Below are 20,149 nucleotides of genomic sequence, written 5' to 3'. Positions count from 1 at the left end.
TTCGATCTAGCTTTGCGTCCTGATAATAGCCTCAGCTAGGTAAAGGTCCTCAGGCTTAGTCACCTTGATGTTAGTGTCAGAGCCCGGATAGACCTTGACTTTATACCCCAGGTTCTCCACCAAGGCGGCATCGTCGGTTACATCGCCACGAACCTTTCGGTAGGCCTCATTTATTATATCGCATCGAAATACCTGAGGCGTCTGCACCGACCACAGACGCTGACGAAGCGGCGTTTCCACAACGAAGGAGTCTGTGGAAACAACTTTGATAGTATCGGTAACCGGCAGGGCGGGGACGGCAGCTCCACTCTGACGGGCCTCTTTAAGCCCTTTCTCAATCAGTTCCTGGCTAAGGCAGGGGCGAGCCCCGTCGTGTATCACTATCCACTGGCAGTCAGCTAGCCTCTGCAGACCCTCCTTTACCGAATCCTGCCGCCGTGACCCGCCTGGACATATATCTGTCACCTTGGACCACTGATACCTCTTAGCAAGTTGCCACCCCAGATCCAGCCTGTCTTTTGGCAACACAATGACTATCTGGTCAATTACGGGACACCTCTGGAACACATCGACAGTGTAGGCCAGGAGAGGCTTACCGGCTAAGCTGGCGAATATCTTGTCAGCCCCACCCATTCGCCTGCCTGTGCCAGCGGCAGCCACGATGGTACCAATCTTTTCCATCGCTCACTCTGCTTTAGGGTGGGCAAAGATCATTCGCCCTGCCGCAGTTTGCAGTACCCTGGTGACAACCACTTCAATTCTGTTATTGATGTAGCGTAGCCCGTCTTCTACCACAATCATCGTTCCATCGTCAAGGAAGCCGAGTCCCTGCCCGAACTCCTTACCCTCCTGAATGATCCGAATAGCCATCTCCTCACCTGGCAGAACCACGGGCCGTACTGCATTGGCCAACTCGTTGACATTTAGTACCCGGACACCCTGGATCCTCGCAACCTGATTCAGGTTGAAATCGTTGGTTAAAATGGCACAACCGAGAGCTTTTGCCAGCTTCACAAGCTTACCGTCAGCATCGGGGACATCCTTTGCATCAATATCAGAGATCTCGATGGGGATATTGGAATCCTGCTGCAGTTTGGTAAGTATTTCTAGACCCCGGCGCCCGCGATTGCGGCGCAACGCATCGTAGGAATCTGCGATGTGGTGTAACTCACTGAGGATAAATCTGGGGATGATCAGTGACCCCGGAATAAAGCCAGCCTGACCTATATCGGCGATGCGCCCATCAATGAGTGTGCTGGTGTCCACGATGAGCGATCCATTGTGAGGTAATGGCCCACCGATACCTTTTGTTCCTTCTGGTAATGTGATGCCAAACATCCGGAATAGCTCCCTTCCTCGTGCTACTGAAATTGGTATGATAATTATGCAGAGGAAAAGGCTGACTGCAATCGGGGTGATTTGTCCCCAGAGCCCGGGGAGCATGGAAAGGGGAAATGTAAGCAGCACGGAGAGGAGCAAGGCGATAACCAAGCCTACAATGGCGGCGAGAAGAATAACTGTTGGAATCCGCAGGGTACGATGATGATCCCGCTCATAAGAGGAACTCATATAGGCACCTCCTCCACCCTACCCAGCCAACAAGAAAGCGGATCAACCTCAACTTAGCGAAAACTGCTTTATGATAAATAAAGATAATGAATTATTGTAGCCTTGCCTTGTTTGCTGGGAGGCAACTTATGCGCGTAGATTAACATAAACTAGGCGACATGTCAAAGCGGCGCTGTGCACTCTTCCAGCATGCTAGTTATAAATAAGCGCTTGCCTGTTTTCGCTGCAGTTGCGAGAAGAAATATGGTTTGGGTGGTTGGAGGTTTATATTGCAACCAGGCGTTCGATTCGATATATATCCCTTTTTATTTGTAAACAGGCGAGCACGCCAGTTAAAGTGGCTAGCCGCGATTGGTGAAACCAATGATAAACGAACTCCGTTACCAGATGACGCAAATATTTCCATCTTCTGTGGTACAGTTGCCCATCGGTATTTTGGATTGTCAGTCAAGGGGTGATTAAGCGGTATCGGTGGTGGTTGGTGTGGAGGCACAAGAAAGGGAATCATGCTGAAAGTGTTTTTTTGCGGGGATGAGCCACTAAGTGGGAGGTGAAAAAATGCATGCTGATAGTGGGTAGGCTATCACCCATTTGTGAAAGGAAAGATGTGAGTGACCTAACCGATAAATAGCTTGAGCAGTAGGTTCAACGTCCAGTAGCCGGCGAAAGCGATAATAAAGCCCTTGCCTGTCTTACCCAAAAACAAGAATATGAGGAATTTCCAAAACGGGTAGCGCATCGCCCCGCTAGTAGCGCCGGCGATATCGAAGGCAGGATTGGGCAATAAAGCAAAGAAGAAGAGAAATAGAGAAGGTCTCTTCCTTATAAACCTTGTTGGCCAACTAAGAAATCTCTTTTTCTCCCATTTTTCCATTGAAACACGACCGCCCCGGCCTGCCAAATAAGTAGGGATCTCACCGATAGGTTCACCCAGTCCAACCATAAGCGCCACTAGCCAGGGATTCAATATCATACCCATGAGAAAAACCACAGGCATGCTCGGTATAGGAACGAGGATGACAACACTGCCCAATATGGAGACCAGGAAAACCCCTAAATATCCATACGCCCAGAGATCACCTGATAGACCCCCTGTGAAATAGATGGCGGCACTAAAGGCGATGATTATTATGATGGAAACAAGACTTATCCAGTGGCGCCTTATCCAGCTACGCTTCTGTAACTGCGCGATGTCTTCCTCGGCTATGACGCCTATACTGTCGTCGTACTGGTTCATGCCAATTACCTTTAAAAGCGTAGCGGGAAGGGGGACATAAGTCAAGTGGTTATACCAGGCTGTTAGATTTTCATGCGTCTCACCCCGATCTCCTTAACCTATCACCGGCACTCCGATTTAAGTCGAGGCCGAGGCTGTATAGGGGGAGCAATTTTAAATTGATATGCGTTTCTGATGCGCATAGAAAACCAACGCCAGAGGGGAGTCTAGTCTGGACTCCCCTCTTAAGCTCCTACCCAGTTGTATTTATCGTTTAGTACCCTTTTATTGCGCTCCTCTTACTCCGAAGGTTGCTGCAATATCAAGTGAATTGAAAACTACGGTGCTTAGCATTAACTCTCTACCTTTGCTAGATCGGTGGTGAAGGTTAACCCCTCAGCTCCCGCGTCGACCAGGACATGATCACCCTGTTTAAACTCACCCTGTAGGATCTTTGTGGACAGCGGGTTCTCCACCTTACGCTGCAGGGTGCGGCGTAGCGGGCGGGCGCCAAATGCTGGATCGAAGCCCTCCTTGGCGAGCTGGTCCTTGGCCTTCTCGGTAAGTTCAAAAGTGATATTCAGCTCGGCAAGGCGTTTTTGAATATCTTTCATTAGCAGGTCGACGATCTGCTTGATCTGTTCTTTGGTAAGTGCCTGGAAGATAACAACCTCGTCGAGCCGGTTGAGGAACTCGGGGCGAAAGGTCTGTTTGAGAGCGGTCTCGATAGCATTCGTCTGCCGCTCTCGCTCGCTCTTGGTCTGCCGTGAGAAGCCTATAGCCTGGCGCTGGAACTCCTCGGTGCCGAGGTTGGAAGTCATAATAACCACCGTGTTCTTGAAATCGACGGTGCGGCCGTGGCCATCGGTGAGCCTTCCATCCTCCAATATCTGGAGGAGGATATTGAGTACGTTGGGGTGCGCCTTTTCCACTTCGTCGAGGAGGATTACCTTGAATGGCCGTCGGCGCACTGCCTCGGTGAGTTGGCCACCCTCCTCGTAGCCAATATAGCCAGGTGGTGCACCGATGAGGCGAGATACGGTATGCTTCTCCATGTACTCGGACATATCCAGTCGAACCATGGACTCCTCGTCATCAAAGAGGAACTCGGCAAGGGCACGCGCCAGCTCTGTCTTGCCGACGCCGGTTGGTCCAAGGAATATGAAGCTACCAATCGGTCTCCTAGGGTCTTTAAGACCTGCTCTAGCCCGCCTGATAGCCTCCGAGACTACTCTAACTGCATCATCCTGTCCTACGATTCTATCATGGATACGCTCCTCCATCTGAAGAAGCTTATCCGCCTCACCTTCAAGCATTCGGGAAACCGGAATGCCGGTCCACTTGGAGACGAGTTCGGCGATGCCCTCCTCGTCTACCGCGCTGTCGATCCGCTTCTCCTGGAGCCACTTAGTCTTCGCCTGGTTATACTCCTCATCGAGGCGGAGCCGCTCCGTCTTGAGCTGGGCGGCCTGCTGGTAGTCCCCTCGTTGTGATACCGCTTCTTCCTCGCGAACCAGCTTCTGTACCCTTTTTCCCAGTTCCTTCACATCAGCGGGGGCGCTCTCGGTATCGATCCTGAGCTTGGAAGCGGCCTCATCGATGAGGTCCACAGCCTTATCTGGTAGGTAGCGGTCAGATATGTACCGGTTGCTTAGACGGGCGGCAGCCTCAAGAGCGGTATCGGTTATCTGTATCTTGTGGTGAGCCTCATAGCGGGGTCGCAGACCGCGAAGTATCTCGATTGTATCCTCTACACTAGGTTCTTCGACAAAGACGGGTTGCAGCCTCCGTGCCAGTGCTGCGTCCTTCTCAATGTGCTGGCGGTACTCATCAAGCGTGGTCGCTCCGATACACCGGAGCTCGCCTCGGGCTAGTGCCGGTTTCAGCATATTGCTGGCATCGATGGCGCCCTCGGCAGCTCCGGCGCCAACCACGGTGTGCATTTCATCAATAAAGAGAACGATCTCACCTCGAGCCTGGCGGATCTCATCCATAACCGCCTTGAGCCGCTCCTCGAATTCACCGCGGAACTTAGAGCCGGCTACCAGTGCTCCCATATCGAGGGCGATAACCCGCTTCCCCTTGAGGGAATCGGGGACATCATCGACCGCGATCTTTAGAGCAAGACCCTCCGCAATGGCGGTCTTGCCCACACCGGCCTCCCCGATAATCACCGGGTTATTCTTGGTACGCCGGGTGAGGATCTGCATAACCCGCTTTATCTCGTCATCACGCCCGATAACCGGATCCAGCTTGCCCTCGCGGGCAAGCATGGTGAGATCACGGCTATACTTCTCCAGAGCGCCGTACTTGCTCTCCGCATGGGGGTCGGTAGCCCGATGCCCGCCGCGGATGGTCTGCAGGGCGGAGTACAGCTTCTCCTGGTCAACGCCGAAATCACTAAGGATGCTGGCAGCCTCGCCATCGCGCTCGGAAGCCATAGAGATGAGTATATGCTCGATACCTATGAACTCATCCTTCATCCTGTCGGCCTCTGCACCGGCGTTCTGCAGGAGGTTTGCCGCGCGGGGAGTGGTGTAAATCATAGAGGCTTCATGGGAAATTTTCGGCGTTTGCTGCAACACTTCCTCAACGCGGCGACGCATATCATCGGTTTTCACCCCAAGCTTTCCCAGTAGCTCACCGGTTAAGCCCTTCTCCTGCTGGAGCAAGGCCAACAGTATGTGCTCCACATCCCACTGGCTATGGTGGTAGCTACGAGCCAGCTGCTGGGATAGAGCCAGTGCTTCCTGAGCCTTTTCGGTAAATCGTTCCTGTTGCATCAATTGCTCCTTTTTATAGATATCAACTCTGTCGCTGCCTTCCCGGTTGTGATCGCTGCTTCGTCCCTGGCAGCATACGCCTGGGCCACAACCCGGCCTCCATGAGCTGCCTGATCTCACGTTCTATCTCCTCCATCTCCTTCTCCATAGCCTCGATACGCCCGGTAAGACGAAGGATGACCTCTACACCGGCTATATTGACTCCCAGATCGTCCATTAGCGTCCTGATATGGCGCAGCTTATCGATATCTCGATTGGAGTATAGACGCACCCTTCCCCGGGAGCGCGATGGCTCGATAATCCCCGCCTTCTCATAGTAGCGTAGGGTCTGTGCATGAACGCCGAGCATCCTGGCTACGACACTGATCACATAGCAGGGTTCCGATTCATCGAAGTTCATTTTTAACTCCCTCAATTTCCATTTTCTTACCTAACCCAACCTTCTTACAATGTCCTTCATTCTCACTATTTGGCGTGTTACCGTTTCTATTCTTTCTTGCGCAACTGCCTGAATTGACTGAATAGCTCTTTTTCCTTGTCGGTTAGCTTTTGGGGCAGCATCACATTCACTTTGGCTAAGAGGTCACCCTTTTTGTTAGCGCCTATCTTGGGCATACCCTGTCCCGCAAGTCGAAATACCTTTCCATTCTGAGTCTCCGGTGGGATTTTAAGGGAGAGCTTACCCTTCAGCGAGGACACTTCCACCTCACCGCCGAGAACAGCGTCGATAAGCGGAACCGAAACCTCAACGTAGAGGTTGCCATCCCTGCGCTGAAAGGTCTGGTGAGGCTTCACCGAGACCACTAGGTAAAGGTCTCCGCTGGGGCCGCCGCCTATGCCGGGCTCACCCTTACCAGCCACCTTTATCCGAGAGCCGTTATTTACCCCGGGGGGTATCTTAACCTCGAGGCGGTGGCCGGTCATGTCGGTAACCACCCTTGTGCTGCCACTATAGGCCTCCTCAAGGGTTACCTCGGTGGCATATTCAATATCCTGGCCGCGCCTCGGCCTGCGGGTTTTGGTCTTGGTGCCAAATCCCCTGGCAAACCCGAAGAGATCGCCCAGGTCACCCATATCGGAGGGGTCAACAAATTCGTATGTAGCACCTGGGCCGGCTTTGAAGCCAGAAAAACCACCGGATCCCCCGAAGGGTGTTCCCTGCTGAGCCTCGAACTGGTCGGCATACTGCCATTGGTCGCCGTACTTATCATATTTCTTCCTCTTTTCGGGGGCGGAGAGGACATCATAGGCGGAGTTAATCTCCTTGAATCTTGCCTCGGCCGAGTTATCGCCGGGGTTGACGTCGGGATGATGCTTACGCGCCAGCTTCCGATAGGCCTGCTTTATATCCTTATCGGTGGCACTACGGTTTAACCCGAGAATCTTATAGTAGTCCTTACCTGCCATATTTAAGTCTTCCTTCGATGATTATTATAAAGTATATTATTGATATTGTCAATAGTATATATTACTAATTGCTGTTATAAATCTTGACAATCAGTTATTAAGTTGTTATAATATTGCTAGAAAACATGGAAAGGAGGTGAATTAGATGAACCTTGTACGCTGGGAGCCCTTCAGGGACCTTATGACTATGCGCCAGGCAATGGATCGGGTCTTTGAGGAAAGCTTCGTGAGACCTTCTCGTGCTTTAGCGCTCTTTGGCGAGAGAGGACAGCCGCCTATTGATATGTATCAGACACCCAACGAAGTGGTGGTAAAAGCATCCCTTCCCGGGGTGAAGCCCGAGGATGTCGATATCAATATAGCCGATGACACTCTCACCATAAAGGGCAAGACCAATGGGTCGGAGGAGGTGAAGGGCGAGGACTACCTATACCGGGAGCATCACCATGGTAGCTTCGTTCGCTCCATAAGCATTCCTCATGCCCTCCAGACCGATAAGGCAGAGGCCACCGCTGATGATGGCATCCTCACCATTACCATTCCCAGAGCCCAGGAGGCGAAGCCAAAGACTATCGAGGTCAAGGCTAAGAAGGCTATCGAAGGGGAGAAAAAGGAGAAGAAATAATAATTTCGATGGCCTATTGAAAGGGGGCTGGCGAGTGCTCGCCCCCTTTTCTATTTTACGCTCTTTCTACAGCACTTCTCTTGGAATAACGCAGTAACTATATCCTGTGGGCTCAAATGATAGGTCAATGAAGCAGTTATAATCACTACTTTTACCTATTTTGTACATTCTGAATAATCGGAAAAAGCAGGTCGAGGAACTGTTCTAGGATCCGTGCCGTAGCACCCCAGATTACATGGCCTTGATAATCAAACATCATGGCCTTGAATTTAATTCCCTCGATAATATAGACTTCCTCCTTGTGGTTCTTTTCATCTGCCAGTGCCGATAGTGGCACCTCTACCAGCTCCTCTATCTCATCCTGGTTGACTGTGAGCTCGTAGGGGTAGGGAATAATACCGACGAAGGGGGTGACCAGGAAGTTGCTGGTAAGCGTACCCATATTGTCCAGCTCCCCCAGTATTTCAACATCCTCGGGGCGCACCCCGATCTCCTCAAAGGTCTCGCGGAGGGCGGTATCCCTGAGGCCTCGATCATGCTCGTGGCTTGCCCCTCCGGGGAAGGAGATCTGCCCCTTATGATACCCTACTTTCTGAGTTCGCCTGGTAAGCAGTATATGGTATTCTCCCTGCTTCTGATAAAGGGGGAGAAGCACTGCAGCGGGAGACAGGGGAGCATCGCAGAGAACAATATCCTTCTTCTCCCGCTGGGCGAGGATTTCTCTGATCTTTTTAGCGAGCATTTTACTATCTTGCTCTCTCAATGGGTTATCTGCCATCGTCACGATTTAGATATTCGTAATATTGGTTGAGCCTGGAGAGGACGTTTAACGCCCGATCCATGGTCGGGTAATACAGGATTTTCCCTGTTCTTTCTATCCAGCTTGTGAAGCCCTCCACATCAGTTCCATAGAGCCATATAACAGCGGGCTTTTCAAATTTGATGTCGAGCACGACCGGGTCAAAGAGGGTGGGCGCATATTGTAAGGGGAATCCAGGCATGATCATAATCACGCCATGTATGTTATCATCGGCTAAAAATGTCTCCACTGTAGTGCGGATCACCTCAGGTAAGGGGTGTCCGGAAATCATTGACGGAGGCCAGATATCGGCAGGGTTTTCGAAATCCTGCCATGGTGGGGCGATGGCATCCAATTTCCTAGAGCTCTCCGGTGAGAGCTTAGCCATATCGAGGTTATGACGCATGCAGGCATCGGTTGCCATAATGCCGCCGCCGCCGGTATTGGTGATTATGCCAATGCCTCTCCCCTTCATCAACGGCAAGTGCAGAAAGGCTCTGGAGAGATCATCGAATTCCTCAGGAGTGGTCACCCGAATCACCCCACATCGCCTGAAAGCGGCATCATAGACCTCATCTCGGCCGGCAAGGCTGCCCGAGTGAGATTGGGCAGCTTGTGCAGCTTCCTCAGACTGACCCGACTTGAGAGCGATAATTGGCTTTTTCTTCGCTACCCGGCTGGCCACATCCAAAAACCTTTTGCCGTCCCTCATACCTTCAATATAGAGGAGGATCACCTTGACCTCGGGGTCATCCTCGAAATATTCAAGCCCATCGGAAAAATCGATATCACATGCATTTCCTATATCGATGCCTTTACCCAATATGGGAAAATTGGGCAGGCCGCCAAAAAACATCCCCGTCTGGCAGATAATACCAGTAGGGACCTTCTTCATATCCATCTGAACATAAGCTGAGCTGAAGTTAATAAACGCGTTCGCTGTCCCGAAGGTGTTCGGCCCCAGTATTCTGGCTCCGCCCTCCCTGGCGATGCGCAGAAGCTCCGCCTGCAGCTCCTTGCCCTCCTCATCGCTATCGGCAAACCCCTGGCCCACTACCGTAATCGCCTTGATCCCCCTCTCGGTACACTCTTTAACCAGTCGCGGAACCGTGGAACGCGGGGTTAATATCACGGCAAGGTCGATATCGCCGGGTATTTCTTTAACACTATGGTAGCATTTCAATCCTAAAATCTCATCGGCAGCGGGGTTTACCGGATAAAGATTACCCTTAAAGCCATAGCTAAGCAAATGCTCGAGGACATTCCAGCCCATTATACCGGTAGATCTGGTGAGCCCCACAAGTGCCACCGACCTGGGTTCCATGAAGCGCCTCATCAGCTCAATGGTATTCAATGATAACCCTCCCTATTTTTAAGCGTCTCCCAGAGTTCCTCGATTCTAGCTCTGACCTCAGAGAGTTCGCAATCGGTGTCTATTATTATATCGGCGTGCTTCGCCCTTTCCTCGGTGGAAATCTGGGAGCGGATACGTGCCCGTGCCTGCTCCTCGCTAAGCCCGCCACGTTCCTCTAGGCGCTTGACCACCACCTGCTCGGGGGCAACAGCGACCCAAACCTCATCGACCAGGTCGGTCCAGCTTGCCTCGATAAGCACCGCGGCCTCCAGTACCACCACATCGACTCCCTCCACCTTCAGGCAATCGATCTCTTCCCGCATCATCTCACGCATCCGCGGATGCACAATCCTATTGAGCCGGATAAGTGTATCGGGATCAGCGAATACGATTTCACCTAGCCTCTTGCGGTCTATCTCACCGTTTTTCTTAAGGATGCCATCGCCAAAGGCATCTCGCAGCTCTTGCCAGGTCTTGGTACGGGGCTTATAGGCCTCATGCCCAATCTTATCGGCATCCATGATTACAGCCCCTTTTTCGGCGAGCATCCTCGATATGGTGCTCTTTCCGCTGAGGATTCCGCCGGTAAGACCAATAACAACCATATATTCACAACTTTGCGCTATGTTTACAAGGCTATCGAATCGGCGTTTAACTTATGGAAGTATCCCGGCGCCATATACAAATAATTTTCGGATCTATAGCGCTGAACTAGTCTATCAACGTGAGGCTGGACAGTCAAGTTTAGCAATGCGATTGCCCCAGAAGAACGGGGGGTTATTTGGTTTCATAGATGTCTTAACATCGGGTTGCACTGCATACTAAATATGTTAGAATATGGGAGGGGGAGATGGAGATGCGTGAGGCATTGCTTTATGAGAAACTCCCCGGCTCCAGGGTTAGGTGCCATACCTGCCAGTGGCGATGCACCATTAGCCCCGGCAAGCTTGGTGTTTGTCGGATGCGCCGTAACAGCGACGGCATGCTCTATGACTTGAACTATGCCGAGGTCTCTTCGGTAGCAGTAGACCCCATCGAGAAGAAGCCCCTGTTCCACTTCTTCCCAGGAAGCCAGGTCTTCTCATTGGGCACATGGGGATGCAATTTTCATTGCAGGCACTGCCAGAACTGGCAGATCTCCTGTGCCGACCCCTCCTTTTTAGAGGGATCACGCAACATCTCTCCGCAGGAGGCCATTTCCAGGGCAAAAAGAGAACGTTGCCAGGGGATTGCATGGACCTATAATGAGCCCAGTATATGGTTTGAGTATACCCTGGATTCGGCGAAGCTGGCCAAGGAGAATGACCTTTATACTGTCTATGTGACCAATGGATATATCACCCCAGAGGCTCTAGACATGATCGGCCCCTATCTTGATGGATACTGTGTCGATGTAAAAGGATTCACCGACCGCCTCTACCGGGATCTGGCAAAGGTCACTCGCTGGCAGGGAATTCTTGAGGTAACCGAGCGCGCTAAGCACAAGTGGGGGATGCATGTCGAGGTTGTGACCAATGTGATACCCACCATGAACGATGACGATGAGCAGCTCGAGGGCATCGCTACCTGGGTCCGCGATAATCTGGGGGAACTGACCCCCTGGCACGTCACCCGCTTCTACCCTCAGAACCTAATGCTTAACCTGTCCCCTACACCAGTAGCTACACTGGATCATGCCTATGATATCGGTAAAAGGGTTGGGCTTCGATTTGTTTATGCGGGTAATGTGCCCGGTCATGAGAATGAGAACACTTTCTGCTACTCCTGCGGCAACCGGATAGTCGGCAGGATGGGCTATCATATAAATATAGTTGGTCTGGATGGTTCCAGGTGCCGCTTTTGCGGCGCCGATCTCAATATGATGATCCGAGCAGGAGGTGAGTGATGGCCGGGATTACTTTTGGGTGCATTGCACCACATCCCCCTCTCCTTTTTCCCGATGTCGGTAGTGGGTCAGAGCGGGAAGTCAAGGCGACAAGTGATGCAATGGAGAAGCTCAGTGAGCAGTTGGCTCAAAATCGCCCCGAGACGGTTTTCGTGATCAGCCCCCATGGTGCCTATCATCACGATGCCATGGGGATAGCTACGGCAAGGTCCTCCTCGGGCGACATGCGGAGCTGGGGAGCAGGCGGCCCCGACTACTATTTCGAGAACGACCTCGAGGCGGTGACGGCTATTCAAGAGGAGGCAAGGGCGGACAATATCCCACTTCGGTCCATTGGCGAGAGTGGGTACGAACTGGATCACGGAGTGCTGGTGCCAATATATTTTCTGGCAAAATGTATGTCAGGTGCTAATCTCGTGCCGCTGACATTTTGCTGGCTCCCTCTGGAGAGACATTTCGCCTTTGGGCGTGCGCTACAGCGGGCGGCCGAGAGGCTGGGGAAGCGGGTGGCTATTATCGCCAGTGGCGACCTCTCCCATCGACTGATACCGAGTGCACCCGCTGGCTTTCACCCTGATGGAAAGGTATTCGATGAGAAGCTGGTCGAAGCCATTGCCTCCTACGATGTCCAGGCAATCCTGAATATGGATGAGGAGCTTATTGAGCATGCCGGTGAGTGCGGCCTTCGCTCCATCGGCATCATGTTAGGTGCTCTAGAGGGGCTACCGGTGAAAACGAGCGTTCTTTCATATGAGGGGCCGTTTGGCGTGGGCTACCTCGTGGCAGCATTACAGGTGGAGAACCCTGGCCCGATGCACCCGCTGGTAAGATTGGCGAAGCAGACCATCGAGGGCTATGTGCGGGATAGGACCATTCCCCGGCCTAAGGAGCTAACACCGGAGATGATGGAGCGTGCCGGGGTATTTGTTTCCTTGAAGGTCGGTGGCATGCTCCGGGGCTGCATCGGCACTTATGAGCCGGCGAAGGAGAATGTGGCAGAGGAAATAATCACCAATGCCATCAGTTCAGCCACCCGGGACCATCGATTCTCCCAGGTAACCCCAGGCGAGCTATCCGACCTGGAATACAGCGTAGATGTCCTCACCGCACCTGAGCCAGTGGAGAGCGAGGCTGAGCTTGACCCCAAGAGATACGGCGTAATCGTAAAGAGCGGAGGGAGAAAGGGGCTGCTGCTCCCTGACCTCGAGGGGGTTAATACGGTGCGCCATCAGATCGAGATCTGCCGCTCCAAGGCGGGCATCCAGCCCAACGAGCCGGTGCATCTCTACCGGTTTGAGGTGAAGCGGTATAGATAGTAACCTTAATCCATGAGTTCAGATTTAATAGGCCTCCCCATGGGTGATAATCCAAGCGAATCAGCTTAGCTTTCCGCTCGACTCTCTATTCATGGATTAAAGGGTCACAGATTATGGGGTCATCATCCGGCTTGACCGGATGATCCAGGAAGCATGCTGAGACAATCCCTGGATTGCCCGATCAAGTCGGGCAATGACATATACGATGGAAATCGAGCAATCTTCTCTTTCGACCCGCGGATTAAGGTAGTTAACGTGAATGAGATTGCTGAAAAAGAGATGCAGGATACTTCCTGCCGGGGGTCTGGGGGCATCCCCCAGCTTTAAAAAATCCCCCAAGATTGGGGGATTTAGGGGGTTGATTGAGACTATTTCAGCGCTCTCTAACTATTGACATATAGACATATATATGTTTTGATATATGCAAGAGCAGTGATAGGAGCGGAGAATGAAAAAGACAATGATTTATCTGCCGGAGGAGACCCATGAGGGGCTCAAACGGCTAGCATTTGAAGCCAGGACCTCCATCGCCGAGCTGATTCGAAGGGCCATCGACCAGGCTTATAAAGAGGATTTAGAAGATATCAGGGACATGGAGGAGGAGCTGGCCAAATACCGTGCCGACCCCGGCTCAGCGTTAGATCTGGAGGAGTACCTGAGGCAGAGGAAGGCGCGTGTATCGGCGTGAGCTTACCAGGCGAGCGCAGCGCGATCTGGACAAGCTCAGCGGTGATGACCTGGAGCGGGTGGTAGCGGTCATCCGAGGCTTAAGAAATACCCCAAGACCACACGGTGCTAAAAAGATTATAGGCCCCATCTATCGAATCCGGGTTGGAGACTGGCGGATTGTTTATGCTGTTTTCGATAAAGACCGACTGGTTATCGTGGGCAAGGTAGCGAAGCGCTGCGAGCGCACCTACGAAGGTGTAGAGGAGCTATTTTAAGCGCATTACTAGCTGGTGCAGTTCTATCGGTTTAAGGTGAAGAGTTACAGGTAGCGCTCATGGACTGGACAATATTCGGCATAGTAACTGGTGTCGTCGTAGGATTAATAGTTACAATAATACTAGCAATATTCAAATTCGGTTGGAAACGAATCTTGGTGCGGCTGGGATTGAAGAAACATATTCCTTCTTTAGAGACAATGCAGCAACAAACTGCCGATACGGTTGAGCGAGTTGAGCAAAAAATTGATGAGTTGGAGCAAAACCTCCGTGAAGGCTTTGGGCAAGATATAGCTACCGCTTTAGATGGTGTAGTTAGAAGAGCGGGCGAAGAGAGGCTGAAAAATCTTGAGCAAGCCGCCGTGCTCACTAAAAATAATAATTATCGTGATGCCATACCATATTTTGAGGCAAGCTTCGAGCCTAACATGTCGCCGAGCGAAAGGATGGCGCTTTACCTTCTCATTGGCAACTGCTATCACAGCCTGAGCGATTTTGAAGAAGCAGAAGGAGAATACAGAAAGGCGGAAACAGCAGCAAAAGAAGAGAATGACAAGGAAGGACTGGCAGCGGCACTAGGCAACATCGGGAATATATACCAGACCAAGGGGGAGCTGGACAAGGCCCTCGATTATCTCCAGCAGGCGTTAAAGATATTTAAAGAGATAGGGAAAAAAGAGGGGGAGGCCTCAGCGCGGGGCAACATCGGGGTTATATACCGTATAAAGGGGGAGCTGGATAAGGCCCTTGACTACCACCAGCAGTCGCTCAAGATTAATAGGGAGATAGGGATAAAAGAGGGGCAAGCCTCAGCCCTGGGCAACATCGGGAATATATACCAGACAAAGGGGGAGCTGGACAAGGCCCTCGAATTATACGAGCAGGTGTTTAAGATAGAAAAGGAAATAGGCCGTAGATGGGGAGAAGCCAATGCCTTAGGCAACAATAGGTCTTATATATAAGAATAAGGGGGAGCTGGACAAGGCACTCGACTACCACCAGCAGGCGCTCAATATAAATAGGGAGATAGGGCGAAAAACGGGGGAGGCTAGCCAACTGGGCAACATCGGGAATATATACCGTATAAAGGGGGAGCTGGATAAGGCCCTCGATTATCACCAGCAGTCGCTCAAGATTAATCGGGAGATAGGGCGAAGAGAGGGTGAAGCTAATCAACTGGGCAACATCGGGCTGATATACCGTATAAAGGGGGAGCTGGACAAGGCCCTCCATTATCACCAGCAGTCGCTCAAGGTTAATCGGGAGATAGGGCGAAGAGAGGGGGAGGCCACAGGACTGGGTAACATTGGTGTGCTATACCAAGATAAAGGTCAGTCTGATAAAGCGTTAGAGCATCTAAAGCAAGCTCTGACGCTATTTGAGGAGATTGGTGCTAATAGAGAGATAGAGCAGATAAAACAGCATATCGCAAAAATGCGGAAAAGTATAAAGAGCAGCGGAGGCCAGGACAGTGACGCTGTTTGAGGATTTCAGGCAGCAGCAGATGGAAAAGGGGGCGCCGCTGGCGGCGAGGATGAGGCCCCGCAGCTTCGAGGAGTTTGTCGGGCAGGAGCACATCGTGGGACAGAGGCGGGTACTCAGGAAGACCATCGAGGCCGACCAGCTTATGTCCATCATCTTCTGGGGGCCTCCGGGAAGCGGCAAGACCACACTGGCCCGCATCATTGCCAGCATCACTAAATCTCATTTCAGTCCCATAAGCGCCGTAAACGCCGGTGTGGCCGACCTCAGGCGCATCATCGAGGAGGCGGGAGAGCGGGGCGGTATGTATGGCCAGAGGACAATACTATTCATCGACGAGATACACCGATTTAACAAGGCGCAGCAGGACGTCATCCTCCCCCATGTGGAGGATGGTACCATCACCCTCATTGGCGCCACTACCGAGAATCCCTCCTTCGAGGTTATCTCCCCCCTCCTCTCCCGCACCCGGGTCTTCACCCTCAACACCTTAACAAACGATGAGATACGTGTAATCGTAGAGCGGGCGATAGCCGATGAGGAGCGCGGCCTGGGCAAGATGGGGGTGAAGCTCGATGAGGATGCCCTGGAGCACCTGGTAGTAATGGCCAACGGCGATGCCCGAATTGCACTCAATGCGCTGGAGATGGCAACCATCGCCACCGAGCCAGATACCAAGGGCCAACGGAAGATACCTTTGCCTACCATCGAGGATGCGCTACAGCATCGCGCCCTGCTATACGATAAGGCTGGTGACCAGCACTACGATATTATCTCGGCGCTCCATAAGTCGCTTCGCGGCTCCGATCCCGATGCCGCTCTATACTGGCTGGGGCGTATGCTGGAGGCGGGCGAAGACCCGCTCTATGTGGCGCGTCGGCTGGTGAGGTTCGCCTCCGAGGATGTGGGCATGGCTGATCCCCAGGCTCTGGTGGTGGCGATGGCGGCGCAGCAGGCGGTGCACTTCATCGGCATGCCCGAGGGGAACCTGGCCCTGGCAGAGGCGGCGGTGTATCTGGCTACGGCACCTAAGAGCAACTCGCTGTATAGCGCCTACTCCAACGTACAGCGGGACGTTGAGAAGACACGAAACGACCCTGTCCCTCTCCATCTCCGTAATCCGGTAACCGGCCTCATGAAGGAGCAGGGATATGGCAAGGGATATAAGTATGCCCATGATTTCCCCGGCCATTTTGTGAAGCAGCAGAACCTCCCCGATGCCCTCAGGGGAAAGCGCTACTATTTGCCTAGTAACCAGGGGTTCGAAAATGAGGTCGAGAGGCGGCTCAAAGGCTGGTGGCGAAATAAAAGGGAGGAAGAAAAGTAAAGGGATAGCAAACCTGACTAATCTTCCATGCGAAACATGAAATCATGGGTGGATGTTCTTATCGCCCCATAGCCTCGCTCCTCAAGTAACTGGCGAAAAAGCGCGAAGGGAGGCGGCGCGGGGAAGTAGATCAGGTGTGACGGGCAGCGGCAGTCGGAGGAGCCAAAACCCGGTATGAGAAATTGAGCTTGCGGCAGTTCCCTGGCAGCCTGGCACCATAAACACTCCAGGTTCTCTTCCCGCACTCGCCATTCACCCTGCTCCCCCTCAAGCGCATACCAGACCTCCAGCACCTGGACAAACTGGACCAGATAATCGATATGCCAGTGAAAACGCTTTTTCCGACTCCCCCCACTGCCCTTAGCCCCTTCACTCTCTAGATGGCGACTCACCCTTCCTCGGAGTCCGCCGTGAGCGCTGCCAAAATAGACGTAGCAGCCTCGAGGGAAGGTAATTTCGCTCTCTCCACTCCTCCGGCCCAGCCTACCCACGGCGATGCTGGTCTCACTTCCAAGCTCCATAATAAGGGCATAGGTTCCCTTCTTCACGCTTTAGATTCTATAATTAAACTCGAGAAAAAGCACTACGATCTTCCTTCAGTGTGGACAGGCAGAGAAAAGACCTCGAAATGTGGCGCACGGTTACGGAAATGCTTTGCTCTGTCTTGGTGGTTGTGATAGACTGACGCCATGATTTATCTGGGCACCTCCGGTTTCAGCTATAACGACTGGGTGGGGCCGTTCTATCCCTCGGGAATGCCCAAAAAAGACTGGCTTCTATACTATGCGCGTGAATTTAACGCCTGCGAGATAAATGCCACATACTACAGCTTACTCAAGCCCGCGGTGCTGGAGTCCATGGCCATGAAGACTGGCGATGACTTCCTTTTTATAGTTAAGGCGAACCGTCAGATGACACATGAGCGGGACGATAATGAGGCGGTTTTTGAGGTTTTTCGGGAAATGCTGAGGCCGCTGATAGATGGGGGAAAACTGGGCTGCGTGCTGGCTCAGTTCCCCTACAGCTTTAGATTTAGCGACCAGAACCGGGACTATATGGAGACTTTCAAGGAGCGGTTACGGGGTTTGCCTGTCGTCGTCGAATTTCGCAATGTGAGGTGGCTGAGAGAGGATGTGTTTGGCTGGCTGCGTCGCTATGGGCTGGGCTTCTGCTGCGTCGATGAGCCACCACTACCAAATCTGCTGCCGCCCATCGCTGAGGCTACGAGCAATATTGCCTATGTACGCTTTCACGGGCGCAACAAGGAGAAATGGTGGCAGCATGAACATGCCTATGAAAGATACGACTACTCCTATTCACCTGAGGAGCTCGAGGAGTGGCTGCCAAAGATCCGCTACCTGGATAATATAGCGGAGAGGACCTTCGTTTTCGCCAACAATCACTGGCGAGGACAAGCGGTATCAACCATCAGACAGCTAAGGATGATGCTGGATTAAACCCACAATATCTCCCGTATTTTCGAGGAATACTGGCATGAAAAGGCCCATCAGAGAACTTACCTTTTCCCTTGTCGCTCTATTGATAATAGCTTTAGACCAGGTAAGTAAATTTTTCATTAAAGCGAACATGACACCGGGGCAATCGATACCGGGGGAAGGGTTTTTTCGAATCACCTACAGTACCAATGAAGGTATGGTTTTCGGTCTCTTTGCCAATCAAACCTTTCTCATTACGCTCACTGCCATTGTTGGAATTGCGGCAATTATTATCTACTCGCGCTACCCCATCTTCAACCAGGTGCTGGTAAGGGTCGCTTTAGGGCTAATGCTTGGGGGTGCCGTGGGTAACCTGATAGACCGCATTCGTCTGGGGGAGGTCATTGATTTTATCGACGTCGGCGCCTGGCCGCTATTTAATCTGGCTGATTCGGCTGTGGTGGTAGGAGTGGTGCTTATTATTTACTACTTCCTGTTTGGACAGGGAAAGAGGGCCGTGAAACGAAAGGACTAGTAGGTTGAGCCACAAGCTTGATTTCATCGTCAACAGGTCAGGTGTCCGGCTGGATAGATATTTAGCCCAGGAGTGCACGGAGCTCTCCCGCTCCTATGTGCAGAGGCTGATTAGCGATGGCTACATCACCGTTAATAGTTATGCGGCTAAAGGGAGCCTGAAGCTAAATATCGGTGACAGAATCACTGCGTTGATACCCCCTCCTGGTCCACCCACTCCCCTTCCGGAGGAAATTCCTCTTGCCATTGTCTATGAGGATAAAGATCTCCTGGTAGTGGATAAGCCAGCGGGGTTAGTGGTTCATCCCGCTCCCGGTCATCCCAGCTATACCCTGGTAAATGCCATCCTGGCTCACTGCAAAGACATCGAAATCAATGGGACAATGCGGCCGGGCATCGTTCACCGACTGGACAAGAATACATCAGGGTTGATGATAGTTGCCAAGAACGATGCTGCTCAGCAAAACCTGTCCAATCAAATAAAGGCCCGCTCTGTGCTAAAACGATACCTGGTGCTGGTTCAGGGACATCTATCTCCCCAGAGGGGGGTAATAGAAGCTCCGATAGGGCGCGACCCAGGCAATCGAAAGGTAATGGCAGTGGTCACCGAGGGTAGAGAGGCTCGCACTCAGTACCGGGTAATCAGGTATATGGATAACTATACCCTCCTCGAGGTAACAACAGAGACGGGGCGTACCCATCAGATAAGGGTTCACCTTTCCGCTATCGGCTTCCCTGTAGTCGGCGATGAGGTATACGGCAGGCGGTCGCAAATCATAAAACGGCAGTTTCTCCACGCCTGCCATCTGGGTTTCAGGCTTCCCTCGAGCGGGGAGTATGTGGAGTTCAGTTCAAATCTAGCTCAGGATCTGGAGGAGGCGCTGGAACTAATCTTGTTGTTGTAGGCTATGGGGCTAGATGATAGAATGGGTATGATAAATGAGGAGTATTTAAATGGAGGAGCAAAAAGAGGGCATTGCGGTAGAGTACGCTGGGTTTTGGATTAGGCTTGTAGCATATATTATCGATTGGATGATTATCGGGATCATAGATGCTATTTTAAGCGGCATTTTCTGGATGTTCACCTTCCCCATCTGGGCCTGGGGCTGGATGGTAGACCGGGGAGAAATGGCAATTAGCTTTTGGCCCGCCAACTTCCCGGTGTTTGCTCTCGCAGCGGCCTACTTTATCTTTTTCTGGGCGAGGAGGGGCGAAACCCCTGGAATGCTGGCTCTCAAGATAAGGGCAGTACATGCCGACGGTACAGAGATGAAATGGGATTGGGGACCGGCTCTGTTGCGGTTCCTTGGCCATGTAATCTGCTGGATAACACTCGGTCTTCTCTTCCTCTGGGTCGCTTTCGATGACCGTAAACAGGGTATCCATGACAGGATTGCCGATACATATGTGGTCAAACTTCCTCAAAAGCGAGCAGTATTACCGGATAGCGGTGGCGAGGTAGGAAACTAGTT

The 20,149-nt window shown here is 52.2% G+C and carries 22 protein-coding genes; 12 read left to right on the top strand and 10 right to left on the bottom strand.

Annotated elements, in window-relative coordinates; translation table 11 throughout:
• Nucleotides 1-6: 6 nt before the first annotated feature.
• The 6 genes from ispD to VMX96_02840 form a co-directional block, all read right to left on the bottom strand.
• Nucleotides 7-681, bottom strand: coding sequence for a 2-C-methyl-D-erythritol 4-phosphate cytidylyltransferase (ispD, locus tag VMX96_02865; GenBank protein ID HUU62850.1), 675 nt, complete (start codon nt 679-681; stop codon nt 7-9).
• A gap of 3 nt (nt 682-684) precedes the next feature.
• Nucleotides 685-1,569, bottom strand: coding sequence for a PIN domain-containing protein (locus VMX96_02860; GenBank protein ID HUU62849.1), 885 nt, complete (start codon nt 1,567-1,569; stop codon nt 685-687).
• Between the two features lie 616 nt (nt 1,570-2,185).
• Nucleotides 2,186-2,806 carry a VTT domain-containing protein gene (locus tag VMX96_02855; protein HUU62848.1) on the bottom strand — a complete coding sequence of 207 codons (621 nt, stop codon included), beginning with the start codon at nt 2,804-2,806 and terminating at the stop codon, nt 2,186-2,188.
• A gap of 332 nt (nt 2,807-3,138) precedes the next feature.
• Nucleotides 3,139-5,568, bottom strand: a complete 2,430-nt coding sequence (locus VMX96_02850; GenBank protein ID HUU62847.1) for an AAA family ATPase — start codon at nt 5,566-5,568, stop codon at nt 3,139-3,141.
• 22 nt (nt 5,569-5,590) lie between these two features.
• A complete protein-coding gene (locus VMX96_02845; protein ID HUU62846.1) occupies nt 5,591-5,968 on the bottom strand; it encodes a MerR family transcriptional regulator in 378 nt (125 codons plus the stop codon).
• An 86-nt stretch (nt 5,969-6,054) separates the two neighbouring features.
• The gene (locus tag VMX96_02840; GenBank protein ID HUU62845.1) at nt 6,055-6,975 is read right to left on the bottom strand and encodes a DnaJ C-terminal domain-containing protein; all 921 of its coding nucleotides are present in this window, start codon (nt 6,973-6,975) and stop codon (nt 6,055-6,057) included.
• Between the two features lie 145 nt (nt 6,976-7,120).
• Between VMX96_02840 and VMX96_02835 the strand changes: the two genes are divergently transcribed.
• Complete coding sequence (locus VMX96_02835) at nt 7,121-7,600, top strand: Hsp20/alpha crystallin family protein (protein HUU62844.1); 480 nt, start codon at nt 7,121-7,123, stop codon at nt 7,598-7,600.
• Between the two features lie 151 nt (nt 7,601-7,751).
• Here the strand turns inward: VMX96_02835 and VMX96_02830 are convergent, their stop codons facing one another.
• The 3 genes from VMX96_02830 to coaE are packed head-to-tail and all read right to left on the bottom strand — an operon-like array spanning nt 7,752 to nt 10,358.
• Nucleotides 7,752-8,342: a CoA pyrophosphatase gene (locus VMX96_02830; GenBank protein HUU62843.1), complete on the bottom strand. Its 591-nt coding sequence runs from the start codon at nt 8,340-8,342 to the stop codon at nt 7,752-7,754.
• 25 nt (nt 8,343-8,367) lie between these two features.
• On the bottom strand, nt 8,368-9,753 hold the full coding sequence (locus VMX96_02825) for a CoA-binding protein (GenBank protein HUU62842.1): 1,386 nt from the start codon (nt 9,751-9,753) through the stop codon (nt 8,368-8,370).
• Nucleotides 9,750-10,358, bottom strand: coding sequence for a dephospho-CoA kinase (gene coaE, locus VMX96_02820; GenBank protein ID HUU62841.1), 609 nt, complete (start codon nt 10,356-10,358; stop codon nt 9,750-9,752). Before coaE ends, VMX96_02825 begins: the two co-directional genes overlap by 4 nt.
• A gap of 245 nt (nt 10,359-10,603) precedes the next feature.
• Between coaE and amrS the strand changes: the two genes are divergently transcribed.
• The 7 genes from amrS to VMX96_02785 all read left to right on the top strand — a co-directional run bounded on the left by amrS (nt 10,604) and on the right by VMX96_02785 (nt 16,707).
• Nucleotides 10,604-11,638: an AmmeMemoRadiSam system radical SAM enzyme gene (gene amrS / locus VMX96_02815; protein HUU62840.1), complete on the top strand. Its 1,035-nt coding sequence runs from the start codon at nt 10,604-10,606 to the stop codon at nt 11,636-11,638.
• Nucleotides 11,638-12,954 (top strand): AmmeMemoRadiSam system protein A, encoded by a 1,317-nt coding sequence (amrA, locus tag VMX96_02810; protein HUU62839.1) that lies wholly within the window; start codon nt 11,638-11,640, stop codon nt 12,952-12,954. The genes amrS and amrA overlap by 1 nt, the downstream gene beginning before the upstream one ends.
• 153 nt (nt 12,955-13,107) lie before the next feature.
• Nucleotides 13,108-13,281, top strand: a complete 174-nt coding sequence (locus VMX96_02805; GenBank protein ID HUU62838.1) for a hypothetical protein — start codon at nt 13,108-13,110, stop codon at nt 13,279-13,281.
• Nucleotides 13,282-13,402: 121 nt separating this feature from the next.
• Nucleotides 13,403-13,642: a CopG family transcriptional regulator gene (locus tag VMX96_02800; GenBank protein ID HUU62837.1), complete on the top strand. Its 240-nt coding sequence runs from the start codon at nt 13,403-13,405 to the stop codon at nt 13,640-13,642.
• Entirely contained in the window at nt 13,629-13,898 is a 270-nt protein-coding gene (locus VMX96_02795; protein HUU62836.1) for a type II toxin-antitoxin system RelE/ParE family toxin, read from the top strand. The genes VMX96_02800 and VMX96_02795 overlap by 14 nt, the downstream gene beginning before the upstream one ends.
• A gap of 59 nt (nt 13,899-13,957) precedes the next feature.
• Entirely contained in the window at nt 13,958-14,860 is a 903-nt protein-coding gene (locus tag VMX96_02790; GenBank protein HUU62835.1) for a tetratricopeptide repeat protein, read from the top strand.
• Nucleotides 14,861-15,402: 542 nt separating this feature from the next.
• Nucleotides 15,403-16,707, top strand: coding sequence for a replication-associated recombination protein A (locus VMX96_02785; protein HUU62834.1), 1,305 nt, complete (start codon nt 15,403-15,405; stop codon nt 16,705-16,707).
• A gap of 17 nt (nt 16,708-16,724) precedes the next feature.
• Here VMX96_02785 and VMX96_02780 read toward each other — a convergent pair whose 3' ends face one another.
• Nucleotides 16,725-17,255: a GIY-YIG nuclease family protein gene (locus VMX96_02780; GenBank protein HUU62833.1), complete on the bottom strand. Its 531-nt coding sequence runs from the start codon at nt 17,253-17,255 to the stop codon at nt 16,725-16,727.
• Nucleotides 17,256-17,396: 141 nt separating this feature from the next.
• On the opposite strand from VMX96_02780, the gene VMX96_02775 reads away from it, so the two are divergent.
• From VMX96_02775 to VMX96_02760, 4 genes are read left to right on the top strand one after another with little or no spacing between them, the layout of a single operon-like run.
• Nucleotides 17,397-18,164 (top strand): DUF72 domain-containing protein, encoded by a 768-nt coding sequence (locus tag VMX96_02775; protein HUU62832.1) that lies wholly within the window; start codon nt 17,397-17,399, stop codon nt 18,162-18,164.
• Between the two features lie 37 nt (nt 18,165-18,201).
• Nucleotides 18,202-18,678, top strand: coding sequence for a signal peptidase II (lspA, locus tag VMX96_02770; protein HUU62831.1), 477 nt, complete (start codon nt 18,202-18,204; stop codon nt 18,676-18,678).
• A gap of 4 nt (nt 18,679-18,682) precedes the next feature.
• Nucleotides 18,683-19,582 (top strand): RluA family pseudouridine synthase, encoded by a 900-nt coding sequence (locus VMX96_02765; protein HUU62830.1) that lies wholly within the window; start codon nt 18,683-18,685, stop codon nt 19,580-19,582.
• 49 nt (nt 19,583-19,631) lie between these two features.
• Nucleotides 19,632-20,147 (top strand): RDD family protein, encoded by a 516-nt coding sequence (locus VMX96_02760; protein HUU62829.1) that lies wholly within the window; start codon nt 19,632-19,634, stop codon nt 20,145-20,147.
• The last annotated feature ends 2 nt before the right edge of the window (nt 20,148-20,149 follow it).

The organism is Dehalococcoidia bacterium (genome assembly GCA_035528575.1).
Lineage (GTDB): Bacteria > Chloroflexota > Dehalococcoidia > E44-bin15 > E44-bin15 > DATKYK01.
Note: the sequence above shows the minus strand (reverse complement) of the source record. Positions and strands in the feature narration are given on the sequence as shown.